Here is a 13,200-nt window from a genome sequence, read left to right on the forward strand (position 1 = left end):
CATGACGGTCTTTGTTTTCATCGGCTCGCTGCTCCTCACGATGGCACTTGGCATGCCCATCGCCTATGCGCTTCTGGCAAGTGGGGTGGCCTTGATGTGGCACCAGGATCTGTTCGATGCGCAGATCCTAGCGCAGAACCTGATCGGTGGCGCCGACAGCTTCCCCTTGCTCGCGGTGCCATTCTTCATGCTGGCCGGCGAGATCATGAACGTCGGTGGCCTGTCACGCCGGATCGTGAACCTTGCGCTTGCCGTGGTCGGGCATGTGCGCGGCGGCCTGGGCTACGTGACGATCATGGCCGGTTGCCTGCTTTCGGCGTTGTCCGGGTCGGCTGTTGCAGACGCGGCCGCTCTGACGGCATTGCTTCTGCCCATGATGGCCAAGGCGGGGCACGACCGCGCCCGCGCGGGCGGATTGATCGCAGCTACGGGTGTGATCGGACCAGTCATTCCCCCTTCGATCGGCCTCGTGATCTTTGGCGTGGCTGCGAACGTGTCGATCTCCAAGCTGTTCATGGCGGCCATCGTCCCTGGCCTGCTCATTGGTGGCGCTCTGTGGATCACCTGGGCGTGGCTGGTGCGGCGGGAGACGATCCAGCCCCCACCACGCAAGAGTGGGAAAGAGATCCTCCAGGCGGCCCGGGAAGCGGGGTGGGCGCTCGTGCTGCCCATCATCATCCTGGTCGGATTGCGCATGGGCATCTTCACCCCCACCGAGGCGGCGGTCGTGGCCGCGGCCTATGCGTTGTTCGTCGCCACGGTCGTCTACCGCGAGCTGGGCATGAAGCAGCTCCACACGGTTTTCATCGTGGCGGCGAAGACGAGCGCCATCGTGATGTTCCTGATCGCCGCTGCCATGGTGAGCGCATGGCTGATCACGGTGGCGGACCTTCCCAGCAAGGTGGTGGAGATGCTCCAGCCATTCATTGGAAACCCGATCTTGCTCATGGCGGCGATCATGCTTCTTGTCATGGTCGTCGGGACGGCCATGGACATGACACCCACGATTCTCATCCTCACCCCGGTGCTGATGCCGGTCGTGAAGGCAGCCGGAATCGACCCTGTGTACTTCGGCGTGATGTTCATCATCAACAACGCCATTGGCTTGGTCACGCCGCCCGTCGGCACGGTGTTGAACGTGGTCGCAGGCGTGGGCCGGCTCAAGATGGATGAGGTGATGCGAGGCGTGATGCCCTTCATGGTGGCCGAGTTCGCCGTCATGTTTCTCATGGTCATCTTCCCCTGGCTCGTCACGGTGCCTGCGAAATGGTTTGCCGGTTGACGCACCTTGCCCCCATGCGCCTGAACGCCGGCACCCGCCAGCCGAAGCAGGTGTGCGCCGAGCATCGTCTGATGTCGGGTGCCCGTTGAGAACCGGCGCCGCCCCTGTCATCAGTCCTTCATGCCCCGTCGTCACGATCGCGCCACATGACAACGGGAGCCCGTGTGCACGACTTCTTCCAGACCCTGCAGATCCAGCGCGATGACGACCATCGCTTCTACCACCACAGCCGCATCAACCAGAGCCTGCACCTGCTCTCGGCCTGCACCTTCGTGTGCAGCTATGTGCTGCTGTTCATCGACCCAGCCGTGGCGGCGCTGCTGGCCTGGACGGTGGCCATGGTCAGCCGCCAGGCCGGCCACTTCTTCTTCGAGCCCAAGGGCTACGACCATGTGAACCAGGCCACGCACGAGCACAAGGAAGAGATCAAGGTCGGCTACAACCTGCGCCGCAAGGTGGTGCTGATGCTGCTGTGGGTGGCGCTGCCACTGCTGCTGTGGCTGGAGCCCGGCCTGTTCGGCCTGGTCGAGCCGGCCACCGGCGTCGAAGGCTGGCTGCGCCATGTGGGCCTGGCGTGGCTGGCGCTGGGCGTGGCCGCCGTGCTGATGCGCACTGTGCACCTGTTCTTCCTGCAGGGCGTGATGGCCGGCCTGGCCTGGGCCACCAAGATCCTGACCGACCCCTTCCATGACATCAAGCTGTACTGGAAGGCGCCGCTGGCCCTGATGCGCGGCGAACTGATCGACCCGATGGACGACGTGCAGAACGCGGCCCGCTGAACGCAGGCCGCCCGCCCCTCAGCGTCCCAGCATTTCCCGCAGGATGCGGCGTTGGATCGATTGCTTCGTCAGCCCCGCGTCCTGCCACCACCAGCCGTCGGCCTGCATGGCCTGGCAGCCCGCGACGAAGCGGCGGGCCACCTCGGCGAACTCGGCGTCGCCGTAGTTCAGGCTGAAGATCAGCCGGCCGGTGCCGACCCAGCTCAGCGCCAGGCCTTGTTCGCGCAGGTAATACGGCAGCATCCAGTGGTAGCGCGATGGTTGCGTGAAGCCCACCGCCCAGACGGTCGACATGGCGCCCACGCGCACCGGCAGGCTGGCGCCTTCGAGCATCTGGTTCAGCTGCGCGGCGCGGGCCTCCCAGGTCGCGTCCAGGTTCTCGTACATCTTCTGCACCGCGGGCGTGGCCAGCCGCTCCAGGAACACCTGCATCGCGCCCATCACATAGGGGTGGGCGTTGAAGGTGCCGCGCGCAAAGCAGATGTCCGCCGGCTTGTCCTCGCGCCAGCGCTGCATGAGGCGGTGCGGGCCGCAGACCACGCCGACCGGCAGCCCGCCGCCCAGCGTCTTGCCGTAGGTGACCATGTCGGCCTGCACGCCGAAGTACTGCTGCGCGCCACCGGGCGCCAGGCGAAAGCCGAGGAACACCTCGTCGAAGATCAGCACGATGCCGCGCGCCGTGCAGACGGCGCGCAGCCGCTGCAGCCAGGCGGTGTAGGCGGCGCGGTCGAAGGCCGGCGCGGCGCGGCCGGCGATGAGGGCGGAATCCGAGGGCGCGTTGGCGTTCGGGTGCAGCGCCTGCAGCGGGTTGACCAGCACGCAGGCGATGTCGCGCCGGCTGCCGAGCACGCGCAGCGTGCGCTCGTCCATGTCGCGCAGCGTGTAGGTGCGCTCGGCCGCGACGGGGTTGCCGATGCCGGGCTGCACGTCGTCCCACCAGCCGTGGTACGCGCCGCAGAAGCGCACGATGTGCGTGCGCCGCGTGTGGTAGCGCGCCAGCCGCACGGCCTGCATCACGGCCTCGGTGCCGGACATGTGGAAGGAGACTTCGTCCTTGCCCGAGATGGCGCGCAGCGCGCGCACGTTGGCCAGCACGGCCGGGTGGTAGCTGCCCAGCACCGGGCCGAGATCGTGCACACGCGCGCTGCCCTCGGCGATGCAGGACTTGTAGAAGTCCTGGCCGAACAGGTTCACGCCATAGGAGCCGGTCAGGTCGTAGAAGTCGTTGCCGTCCAGGTCGGTCACCTGCACGCCGTGGCTGGCCTGCACGAAGGCGCCCATCTTGAGGCTCTCGCGCAGCACGCGGCTGTACTGGAAGGGTACGCGGTAGCGGCTCGTGAACTGCAGGTCGGCGATGCCTTCGCGCGCGGCCTCGGTCATGGCCAGCGTCTTCGGGAAGCGCTGGGCAAACAGCGCCGCGAGCCGCGCCAGGCCGGCCTCGCGCTGCGCCGCCACGGCCGCAGGAGCGCCGTCGGAGTCGAAGAAGCGCTCACGACCGAAGTCGTAGAACGGCAGGCGCCGCGCCACGCGGCGCGACAGCTTGGAATGGCCGGCCAGCGAGCGGTGCTTGGCGCGCGACAGCGCCAGGCGCTGCTGGGCGGCAGGCATGAGGGCCAGCACGGCCGCGGCACCGAAGCCGCCGAGAAAAGTGAGTTCGTTCATGGGGTCGTGGAATTGGCGATCCCCCATTGGTAACCCTTTCATTTGTCAACACGATGACGCAGACCACCGCCTCCACCTCTCCATCCGCCCTCGCCCGCCTGCGCGACCGCCTGCTGCTGCAGGAAGACCTCAATTTCCTGTTGACCAACCGCGTGCCGCGGCTGGCGCTCACGCGCTTCATGGGCTGGTTCAGCCAGATCGAGAACCCGCTGGTGCGCGCGGCCTCCATCGCCGCCTGGCGCGCCTGCACCGAGATCGACCTGTCGGACGCGCAGGAGAAGCGTTTCAAGAGCCTGCACGCCATGTTCACGCGTGCCTTGAAGCCGGGGGCGCGGACGGTGGCGATGGAGCCGGACGTGCTGGCCAGCCCCTGCGACGGCATCGTCGGCGCCTGCGGGCCGGTGGACGGCACACAGCTGTTCCAGGCCAAGGGCTTTCCGTACGAGATCGGCGAGCTGTTCGGCGACGCCGAAGCCGCCCGCCCCTGGCACGGCGGCCAGTACGTGACGCTGCGGCTGACCTCGGCCATGTACCACCGCTTCCACGCGCCCCACGACTGCACGGTGGAGCAGCTGCGCTACCTGTCTGGCGACACCTGGAACGTGAACCCGATCGCGCTCAAGCGCGTGGAGCGGCTGTTCTGCCGCAACGAGCGCGCCGTGCTGCGCGCGCGGCTGGCCAGCGGCCACCCGGTCGCGCTGGTGCCGGTGGCGGCGATCCTGGTGGCCAGCATCCGGCTGCACTTCATGGACACGCTGCTGCACCTGCGCACGCTGGGCAGCAAGCCGGTGGACTGCGCCGAGCGCTTCACCAAGGGCCAGGAGATGGGTTGGTTCGAGCATGGCTCGACCATCATCGTGTTCGCGCCCAAGGGCTTCGCGCTGGCTGAGGGCATCGCCGAAGGTGCGCAGGTCCGCATGGGACAGGCGCTTCTGCGCTTGCCTCCCGGCGCTGCTATTGCGCCGACGCAGGTCTGATCCGCTCATCGGCGTATCCACGGCTTTCGTCGCTCCGGCGAACCGTTCGATCGCATGGCAACTGCGCGAATTGCATACTTTGCATCCGACATCGACAGGAGCAAAGCATGCGCACCAACCTATCCGTCACGCAGAGGGAGTACATGTTCCCGGACGATGCCACTCTGTTGTCGACGACGGACACCCAGAGCCACATCACCTACGCCAACGCCGCTTTCCTGCAGGCCAGCGGGTTCTCGCGCGATGAACTGCTCGGTCAGCCGCACAACCTCGTCCGCCATCCAGACATGCCGGCGCAGGCCTTCGGCGACCTGTGGTCCACGCTGAAGTCCGGCAACTCCTGGACGGCCCTGGTCAAGAACCGGCGGGCGGATGGCGACCACTACTGGGTGCGCGCCAACGTGACGCCGGTGGTGCGCAGCGGCCAGACCGTGGGCTACATGTCGGTGCGTACCAGGCCCGCACGCGAGGAGGTGGCACAGGCCGAGGCCTTGTACGCGCGCTTTCGCGGGGGACGGGCCAAGGGCTGGACCTTCCACCAGGGACTTGTGCTGCGCACGGGCATGCTGCGCTGGCTGTCGCTGCCGCAGACCATCCCGGTGCGGTGGCAGCTGCGCCTGGCCTTGCTGTTCGTGCTGCTGGTGTCGGTGGTCGGGGCCGAGCTTCTGCCGCGCCTGGGCGCAAGCACCGAAGCCGTGGCCGGGGCGGTGGCCCTGGCCTGCGCGACTGCGGTGCTGTGGCTGGAGGCCCGCATCGCCCGCCCGCTGCAACGCGTGCTGCGGCAGGCCCAGTGCGTCGCTTCCGGCAGCCCGGGCGAGAACGTCCAGCTCGAGCGCGTGGACGAGATCGGCATGGTGCTGCGCGCCGTCAACCAGGCCGGGCTGAACCTGCGCTCGCTGGTGGACGACGTGGGCGAGCAGGTGGCCGGCGTGGAGCATGCAAGCCAGGGCATCGCTCGCGACAACCAGGACCTGAGCGCGCGCACCGAGCAGGCGGCGTCCAGCCTGCAGCAAACCGCGGCGTCCATGGAGCAGATGACGGCCACCGTCAAGGCCACGGCCAGCGCGGCCGCGCAGGCCGTGGGCCTGGCGGGCGCCGCGAGCACGGCCGCGCGGCAGGGCGGCGCGGTGATCGGGCAGGTGGTGCAGACCATGGACGCCATCACGGCGGCCAGCAGCAAGATCCGCGACATCATCGGCGTGATCGACGGCATCGCGTTCCAGACCAACATCCTCGCGCTCAATGCCGCGGTGGAGGCCGCGCGCGCGGGTGAACAGGGCCGCGGTTTCGCTGTGGTGGCGGCGGAGGTGCGGGCCCTGGCGCAGCGCAGCGCGCAGGCAGCCAAGGAGGTGGGCAAGCTCATCCACAACAGCAGCGAACAGGTGGACAGCGGCAACCAGCAGGTGCGCGACGCCGGCGCGGCCATGCAGGACATCGTGCAACAGGTGGGCAAGGTGGCCGACCTGATCCAGGAGATCGGCGCCTCGGCGCGCGAACAGTCGCAGGGCATCGACCAGGTCAACGTGGCGGTGACCGAGCTCGACCAGATGACCCAACAGAACGCCGCCATGGTGAGCCACGCACGCGAGGCCACCAGCGGCCTGCGTGCCCAGGCGCGCCAGCTGCTCGATGCGATCGGCGTGTTCCAGGCGCGTGTTCCCGGTGCATTGGTGCAGCCCGCCACTGCAGCACCGCGGCGCAGCCAGGCACCAGGCCTGCAGGCGGCGGCCCTGCCGGCCTAGCCGAACGCGCGCACCATGTAGGCCGCACCGGGGCCGTAGGCTGCCAGCTTGGACTGGCCAGCGCCCAGGTCGCGCACCTGGTAGCCCAGCCGCTGCCAGTAGCTCGCGGCGCCATCCACGGCGACCAGGGCGCCCCGGACGAGGCCTTGCGCCCGCGCCTGCGCCAAGGCCTGCGCATAGAGCACCGCCGCCATGCCCTGCCCATGGGCGCGCGATGCCACGGCGCAGTCGTGCAGGTACCAGCAGACTGCGGCCGGCGGCAAGGCGCCGAGCGCGCTGTGCAGCGCGGGCGGAGCGGCATCGACCCAGGGGTGGGACAGCAGGTAGCCGAGCACGGCGCCGGCCGCATCGCAGGCCACCAGGCACAGGCCGGGCGCCAACGCCATGCGGTCACGGAACACGGCGGGCTGCTCGGGTGCGAAGTCGGCGGCGGCGTAGGCCTCGGCCTGAATGGCCATCACACAAGGGAGGTCGGCGGCCGCCATGGCGCGGACATGCCAACGGGAACGGACGGGAGCGGAACAGGACAAGGCGAAAGGCAAACGCGGATGTGCCGCTGCAAAACGGGCCCGTATTTTCGCCGAAGGCGGGTTCAGACCGTGGCCGACTCCGCCGCGGCCGGCACACGCTGGCGGTGCTGGTGCGCGCCATGCCATTGCACGAGCTCGAGCCGGCCGTCGTGGTGTTCGACGAGCGCGGTGAGGCTTTCGACCCAGTCGCCATCGTTGCAGTAGAGCGTGCCATCGATCTCGCGCATTTCGGCGCGGTGGATGTGGCCGCAGACCACCCCCTGGTAGCCGCGCTTGCGCGCCTCGGCGGCCACGGCCTGCTCGAAGGCGGTGACGTAGTTGAGCGCCTTCTTGACCTTGTGCTTGAGGTAGGCCGACAGCGACCAGTACGGCAGCCCCATGCGCGCGCGCAGGCTGTTGAGGTGGCGGTTCAGCCGCAGCGTGAGCTCGTAGGCGTTGTCGCCCAGGTAAGCCAGCCACTTGGCGCACTGGATCACGGCGTCGAAATGGTCGCCGTGCACGACCCACAGGCGCCGGCCGTCGGCGGTGGTGTGCACGGCCTCCTCGCGCACCTCGATGCCGCCGAAGTGGTGGCCGGCGAAGCCGCGCGCGAATTCGTCGTGGTTGCCCGGCACGAACACCACCTTGCAGCCCTTGCGGGCGCGGCGCAGCAGCTTTTGCACCACGTCGTTGTGCGCCTGCGGCCAGAACCAGCGCCGGCGCAGCTGCCAGCCGTCGACGATGTCGCCGACCAGGTACAGGGTCTGGCTCGGGTGGGCTTTCAGGAAGTCCAGCAGCGGCTCGGCCTGGCAACCAGGCGTGCCCAGGTGCAGGTCGGAGATGAAGACGGCGCGGTAGCGCGGCGGGCCGCTGTCCTCGGCATCGAACGTGGCGCCGTGGTCCGCGCCAGCGCCCGTGGCCTGCCAGAAGCCGGTGGCGTCGAAGGCCGCACGCATCAGCGGCTCCCGCCGAAGTGGCGGCTGTAGCGCGGGGGCATGTCCTGCAGCCGCATCAGCAGCGGCAGGTCGGCGGTGTTGAAGTCCGGATCCCAGGCCGGCGGGCCCAGCAGCTTGGCGCCCAGGCGCAGGTAGCCCTTGACCAGCGGCGGTGCCTCGACATCCAGGCTGTCGTCGAAGCGTTCGACGGGCAGGGGCAGGCGCGGCAGCACATGCTGGGTGATGGGGGCCAGGTGCGTGGCGCGCAGCTGGCGCCACAGGCTGGCCGCCACGGCGGGGTTGAACACGCCCTGCTGCTGCAGCGGCACGCTGGCGCTGCCGATCACGAGATCCAGCCCGTTGCGCTGCATGAAGGCGATCAGCGCCGACCACAGGCTCATGATCACCCCGCCCTGGCGGTGGTCCGGGTGCACGCAGCTGCGGCCCAGCTCCACCATGCGCGGGCGCAGCTGGCGCAGCCGGGTCAGGTCGAACTCGGTGTCGGCGTAGAAGCTGCCGATGCGGCGTGCCTGCACGGGCGTCAGCACGCGGTAGGTGCCGACGACCTCGCCGCTGGCGGCCTCGCGCACCAGCAGGTGCTCGCAGTAGTCGTCGAACAGGTCGATGTCGTGGCCGGGCAGCGGCGTGGCCAGCCGCGCGCCCATTTCGCCGGCGAACACGGCGTGGCGCAGCCGCTGGGCAGCACGCACCTCGTCCTGGTGCTGCGCCCACTGCACCAGCAGGCCGCCGGCCGCGGGCAATGCCTGCGGCGTAGGGCGCGGCCCCAGCGACAGCGGATAGGCTGGGGACGGCAACTCTCTCATGGTCTGGCTCCTGCGACACGGGCGCCCCACCAGGGAGCGCACGGGAGCCAGTGTGCGAAGCCGCCATGACCGGCGCATGTCGCGCCGATGGCAGCTGCGTGACGCTCAGCGCAGCGTGGCGGCGATGCGCTCGGCGCAGCGGCGGGCCTGGGCCGCGTCGCGTGCCTCGACCATCACGCGCAGCACGGGCTCGGTGCCGCTCGCGCGGATGAGCACACGGCCGTTGTCGCCCAGTTCGCGCTCCACCTCGGCCTGGGCCTGGGCCATGGCCTGGTTCGACTTCCAGTCCTGGCCGACGGCCAGCCGCACGTTGATCATCGTCTGCGGGAACAGCGTGACCTCACCCAGCGCCTGGGCCAGGCTCTGGCCATTGCGCACGCAGATCTGCAGCACCTGCAACGCGCTGATGAGACCGTCGCCCGTGGTGTGCTTGTCCAGCGCCAGCAGGTGGCCGGAGCCCTCGCCGCCCAGCACCCAGCCGCGCTTTTCGAGCTCCTCGAGCACGTAGCGGTCGCCGACCTTGGCGCGCACCAGCTCCACGCCCTTGGCCCGCAGCGCCACCTCCACGGCCTTGTTGGTCATCAGCGTGCCGACCACGCCGGCGACTGCCTCGCCGGCGCGCTTGCTGCGCTGCGCACCGCCGCGCGACAGGCGCTCGTTGACCATGATGTAGAGCAGCTCGTCGCCGTTGAACATGCGGCCGTCGCGGTCGACCATCTGCACGCGGTCGGCGTCGCCGTCCAGGGCCACGCCGAAATCGGCCCGGTGCGTGTGCACGGCCTCGACCATGGCCTCGGGATGCGTGGCCCCGACCTTCTCGTTGATGTTGAGCCCGTCGGGCGCACAGCCGATGCGGATCACCTCGGCCCCGAGTTCATGGAACACCATGGGTGCGATCTGGTAGGCCGCGCCATGCGCACCGTCTACCACGATGCGCAGGCCCTTGAGCGTGAGCGCGGTCGGGAAGGTGCTCTTGCAGAACTCGATGTAGCGGCCGGCTGCGTCTTCCAGCCGCGTGGTCTTGCCCAGGCTGGCGGAATCCACCCACTGAGGCGGCAGCTCCAGCGCCGCCTCGACCGCGATCTCCCAGTCGTCGGGCAGCTTCGTGCCCTGCGCGCTGAAGAACTTGATGCCGTTGTCGGCGAACGGGTTGTGGCTGGCGCTGATGACCACGCCCAGGCTGGCGCGCTGCGCCCGCGTGAGGTAGGCCACGCCCGGCGTGGGCAGCGGGCCCAGCAGCACGACATCGACGCCGGCCGAGTTGAAGCCCGATTCGAGCGCGCTTTCCAGCATGTAGCCCGAAATCCGCGTGTCCTTGCCGATCAGCACCGTCGGCCTGGCCTCGGCCTTTCGCAGCACGCGGCCCACGGCATGGGCCAGGCGCAGCACGAAATCGGGCGTGATGGGGGCCTGGCCCACGGTTCCGCGGATGCCATCGGTGCCGAAATAGCGACGGGTCATGGAGAGGTTCCTTCTTGTTGTCTGACGGAAAAGGGGTCGGGGGTGGCGGCACGCCACACCTGCAGAGCGGCCACCGTGTCGCGCACGTCGTGCACGCGCACGATGCGCGCGCCGCGCTCCACCGCCAGCAGGGCTGCGGCCACGCTGGGAAGCATCCGTTCGCTGGCCGGGCGGTCGGAGCCACCGGCCACGGCCGCCAGCGAGGACTTGCGCGACCAGCCCGCCAGCAGCGCATGGCCCAGCTCCAGCAGCTCGGCCTGGCGCGCCAGCAGCGCGAAGTTCTGGGCCACGGTCTTGCCGAAGCCGATGCCGGGATCGAGCACGATCCGTTCGGCCGCCACACCACGCGCGCGCAACTGCAGGGCGGCCTCGGCGAGGAAGGCCCGCACCTGGGCCGGCGCATCGCCGTCCATGGGCTCGCGCTGCATGGTGGCGGGCTCGCCGTGCATGTGCATGAGGCAAACACCGCAGTGCGGATGGCCGGCCACCACGGCCTGGGCCGCGCCTGGCGCCTCGCCGGCCGCGGCATCGTGCCAGCGCAGGGCCCAGATGTCGTTGACGATGTCGGCGCCGAGGTGCAGCGCGGCCTGCATCACGCGCGGCTTGTAGGTGTCGATGGAGACGGGCACGCCCAGCCGTGCGGCCTCGCGCAGCACCGGCAGCAACCGCGCCAGCTCCTCGTCCGCCGGGAGCACGGCCGAACCGGGGCGCGAGGATTCGGCGCCCAGGTCCAGGATGTCGGCGCCTTCGGCCAGCAGCTGTTCGCAATGGCGCAGCGCCGCGCCCGGGCCGGCATGGCGACCGCCGTCCGAGAAGGAATCGGGCGTCAGGTTCACGATGCCCATGACGCGGGGCTGGCGCAGGTCGATCAGGTGGCGCGAGGTCTGCCAGAACATGTGGGAATCGGACGGGAAAAACAAAACGGGGCCGCGAGGGCCCCGTATTGTGGTTCAGACCGGCGACGTCATGCTGCAGACGGCGCTGGCTCCGGATTGACGGCCGGCGCACCGCCGCTGCCGCCGCCGTTGCCACCCGTCGGCGTGCGCGGCGTGAAATCCTTGGGCGGACGCGGTTCGCGGCCGGCCATGATGTCGTCGATCTGCTCGGTGTCGATGGTTTCCCACTCGAGCAGGGCCTTGGCCATGGCGTGCATCTTGTCGCTGTTCTCTTCGATCAGGCGACGCGCGAGGTTGTACTGGTCGTCGATGATGCGGCGCACCTCGCCGTCGACCTTCTGCATGGTCGTCTCGCTCATGTTGGTGGTCTTGGTGACCGAGCGGCCCAGGAACACCTCGCCCTCGTTCTCCGCGTACACCATGGGGCCCAAGGCATCGGTCATGCCGTAGCGCGTGACCATGTCGCGGGCGATGGAGGTCGCACGCTCGAAGTCGTTGCTGGCGCCAGTGGTCATCTGGTTCATGAACACTTCTTCGGCGATGCGGCCACCGAACAGCATGCTGATCTGGCTCAGCATGTATTCCTTGTCGTAGCTGTAGCGGTCCTGCGCGGGCAGGCTCATGGTCACCCCCAGCGCACGGCCGCGCGGGATCACGGTGACCTTGTGCACCGGGTCGCACTTGGGCAGCAGCTTGCCGATCAAGGCGTGGCCGGCTTCGTGGTAGGCGGTGTTGCGCCGCTCTTCCTCGGGCATGACCATGCTCTTGCGCTCGGGGCCCATGATGATCTTGTCCTTGGCCTTCTCGAAGTCCTGCATCTCGACCACGCGCGCGTTGCGGCGGGCGGCCATCAGCGCGGCCTCGTTGCACAGGTTGGCCAGGTCGGCGCCGGACATGCCAGGCGTGCCGCGCGCGATGATGCTGGGGCTCACGTCCTGGCCGATCGGCACCTTGCGCATGTGCACGTTGAGGATCTGCTCGCGGCCGCGGATGTCGGGCAGCGTCACGTAGACCTGGCGGTCGAAGCGGCCCGGGCGCAGCAAGGCGGCGTCCAGGATGTCCGGGCGGTTGGTCGCGGCGACCACGATCACGCCGAGGTTGGTCTCGAAGCCGTCCATCTCCACGAGCATCTGGTTCAGCGTCTGCTCGCGCTCGTCGTTGCCACCGCCCAGGCCAGCGCCACGCTGGCGGCCCACCGCGTCGATCTCGTCGATGAAGATGATGCAGGGGGCGTTCTTCTTGGCGTTCTCGAACATGTCGCGCACACGGGCCGCGCCCACGCCGACGAACATCTCGACGAAGTCGGAACCCGAGATGCTGAAGAACGGCACCTTGGCTTCACCCGCGATGGACTTGGCCAGCAGCGTCTTGCCGGTGCCCGGGGGGCCGACCAGCAGCAGGCCGCGCGGAATGCGCCCGCCCAGCTTCTGGAACTTCTGCGGATCCTTGAGGAAGTCGACAACTTCCTTCACCTCTTCCTTCGCCTCGTCACAACCGGCGACGTCGGCGAAGGTGACGGTGTTGTTGTTCTCGTCGAGCATGCGCGCCTTGCTCTTGCCGAAGCTGAAGGCGCCGCCCTTGCCACCGCCTTGCATCTGGCGCATGAAATACACCCAGACACCGATCAGCAGCAGCATCGGACCCCAGCTGACCAAGAGGGTCATCAGCAGCGAACCCTCTTCACGCGGCTTGACGTCGAACTTGACGTTGTTGGCGATCAGGTCGCCGACCAGGCCGCGGTCCAGGTAGGTGGCGGTGGTGCGCACGCGGCGGTCGTCGGTCGTGATCGCGACGATCTCGGTGCCACCCTGCCCTTCCTGGATGGTGGCAGTCTTGATGCGCTTGTTGCGGACCTCTTCGAGGAAGTCCGAATAGCCCACGAAGCCTGCACCCGCGGAGGCACGGGTGTCGAACTGCTTGAACACCGTGAACAGCACCATGGCGATCACGAGCCAGACAGCAACTTTGGAAAACCAGGGATTCTTCAAGCGGGGACTCCGGTAAGCCGTACGACAGACAGCGGCGACAGCGACGCTGAGGCGTACTTGCGCGCCATTTTAGGCATTTCAAGTGTGCGACAAGGGCGCCAAACCCGCGTCAGCCATGGCCGGAGCAAGGGTTTACGCCGTTTTC

The 13,200-nt window shown here is 68.8% G+C and carries 11 protein-coding genes; 4 read left to right on the top strand and 7 right to left on the bottom strand.

Going from position 1 to position 13,200, the window contains the following annotated elements; all coding sequences use genetic code 11:
* The first annotated feature begins 1 nt into the window (after position 1).
* Positions 2 to 1,282, top strand: coding sequence for a TRAP transporter large permease (locus tag DES41_RS36190; RefSeq protein WP_114472536.1), 1,281 nt, complete (start codon positions 2 to 4; stop codon positions 1,280 to 1,282).
* 146 nt (positions 1,283 to 1,428) lie between these two features.
* Positions 1,429 to 2,061, top strand: coding sequence for a hypothetical protein (locus tag DES41_RS36195; protein WP_245966041.1), 633 nt, complete (start codon positions 1,429 to 1,431; stop codon positions 2,059 to 2,061).
* A gap of 18 nt (positions 2,062 to 2,079) precedes the next feature.
* Here DES41_RS36195 and DES41_RS36200 read toward each other — a convergent pair whose 3' ends face one another.
* On the bottom strand, positions 2,080 to 3,723 hold the full coding sequence (locus tag DES41_RS36200; protein ID WP_114472585.1) for an aminotransferase class III-fold pyridoxal phosphate-dependent enzyme: 1,644 nt from the start codon (positions 3,721 to 3,723) through the stop codon (positions 2,080 to 2,082).
* 53 nt (positions 3,724 to 3,776) lie between these two features.
* Between DES41_RS36200 and asd the strand changes: the two genes are divergently transcribed.
* Together asd and DES41_RS36210 are read left to right on the top strand one after the other, a co-directional pair.
* Positions 3,777 to 4,700: an archaetidylserine decarboxylase gene (gene asd / locus DES41_RS36205; RefSeq protein ID WP_114472538.1), complete on the top strand. Its 924-nt coding sequence runs from the start codon at positions 3,777 to 3,779 to the stop codon at positions 4,698 to 4,700.
* Between the two features lie 107 nt (positions 4,701 to 4,807).
* A complete protein-coding gene (locus DES41_RS36210) occupies positions 4,808 to 6,442 on the top strand; it encodes a methyl-accepting chemotaxis protein (protein ID WP_114472539.1) in 1,635 nt (544 codons plus the stop codon).
* On the opposite strand, the gene DES41_RS36215 is transcribed toward DES41_RS36210, so the two are convergent.
* The 6 genes from DES41_RS36215 to ftsH all read right to left on the bottom strand — a co-directional run bounded on the left by DES41_RS36215 (position 6,439) and on the right by ftsH (position 13,055).
* Positions 6,439 to 6,900: a GNAT family N-acetyltransferase gene (locus tag DES41_RS36215; protein WP_211333161.1), complete on the bottom strand. Its 462-nt coding sequence runs from the start codon at positions 6,898 to 6,900 to the stop codon at positions 6,439 to 6,441. The genes DES41_RS36210 and DES41_RS36215 overlap by 4 nt on opposite strands.
* A gap of 134 nt (positions 6,901 to 7,034) precedes the next feature.
* Positions 7,035 to 7,907, bottom strand: coding sequence for a UDP-2,3-diacylglucosamine diphosphatase (locus tag DES41_RS36220; RefSeq protein ID WP_114472541.1), 873 nt, complete (start codon positions 7,905 to 7,907; stop codon positions 7,035 to 7,037).
* On the bottom strand, positions 7,907 to 8,710 hold the full coding sequence (locus DES41_RS36225) for a GNAT family N-acetyltransferase (RefSeq protein WP_114472542.1): 804 nt from the start codon (positions 8,708 to 8,710) through the stop codon (positions 7,907 to 7,909). Before DES41_RS36225 ends, DES41_RS36220 begins: the two co-directional genes overlap by 1 nt.
* A 105-nt stretch (positions 8,711 to 8,815) precedes the next feature.
* Positions 8,816 to 10,171 (bottom strand): phosphoglucosamine mutase, encoded by a 1,356-nt coding sequence (gene glmM, locus DES41_RS36230; protein ID WP_114472543.1) that lies wholly within the window; start codon positions 10,169 to 10,171, stop codon positions 8,816 to 8,818.
* Positions 10,168 to 11,067, bottom strand: coding sequence for a dihydropteroate synthase (folP, locus tag DES41_RS36235; protein ID WP_114472586.1), 900 nt, complete (start codon positions 11,065 to 11,067; stop codon positions 10,168 to 10,170). The genes glmM and folP overlap by 4 nt, the downstream gene beginning before the upstream one ends.
* A gap of 68 nt (positions 11,068 to 11,135) precedes the next feature.
* The gene (gene ftsH, locus DES41_RS36240) at positions 11,136 to 13,055 is read right to left on the bottom strand and encodes an ATP-dependent zinc metalloprotease FtsH (protein ID WP_114472544.1); all 1,920 of its coding nucleotides are present in this window, start codon (positions 13,053 to 13,055) and stop codon (positions 11,136 to 11,138) included.
* Positions 13,056 to 13,200 lie beyond the last annotated feature (145 nt).

This window comes from Pseudorhodoferax soli, assembly GCF_003337555.1.
GTDB classification, from domain to species: Bacteria; Pseudomonadota; Gammaproteobacteria; order Burkholderiales; family Burkholderiaceae_C; genus Pseudorhodoferax; species Pseudorhodoferax soli.

Excerpts from the sequence above, each read along its gene's own strand:
- folP (WP_114472586.1), bottom strand. The coding sequence starts at position 11,067 with ATGTTCTGGCAGACCTCGCGCCACCTGATCGACCTGCGCCAGCCCCGC.
- DES41_RS36215 (WP_211333161.1), bottom strand. The coding sequence starts at position 6,900 with ATGGCCATTCAGGCCGAGGCCTACGCCGCCGCCGACTTCGCACCCGAG.
- DES41_RS36210 (WP_114472539.1), top strand. The coding sequence starts at position 4,808 with ATGCGCACCAACCTATCCGTCACGCAGAGGGAGTACATGTTCCCGGAC.
- DES41_RS36200 (WP_114472585.1), bottom strand. The coding sequence starts at position 3,723 with ATGAACGAACTCACTTTTCTCGGCGGCTTCGGTGCCGCGGCCGTGCTG.
- DES41_RS36195 (WP_245966041.1), top strand. The coding sequence starts at position 1,429 with ATGACAACGGGAGCCCGTGTGCACGACTTCTTCCAGACCCTGCAGATC.
- DES41_RS36190 (WP_114472536.1), top strand. The coding sequence starts at position 2 with ATGACGGTCTTTGTTTTCATCGGCTCGCTGCTCCTCACGATGGCACTT.
- DES41_RS36225 (WP_114472542.1), bottom strand. The coding sequence starts at position 8,710 with ATGAGAGAGTTGCCGTCCCCAGCCTATCCGCTGTCGCTGGGGCCGCGC.
- glmM (WP_114472543.1), bottom strand. The coding sequence starts at position 10,171 with ATGACCCGTCGCTATTTCGGCACCGATGGCATCCGCGGAACCGTGGGC.
- asd (WP_114472538.1), top strand. The coding sequence starts at position 3,777 with ATGACGCAGACCACCGCCTCCACCTCTCCATCCGCCCTCGCCCGCCTG.
- DES41_RS36220 (WP_114472541.1), bottom strand. The coding sequence starts at position 7,907 with ATGCGTGCGGCCTTCGACGCCACCGGCTTCTGGCAGGCCACGGGCGCT.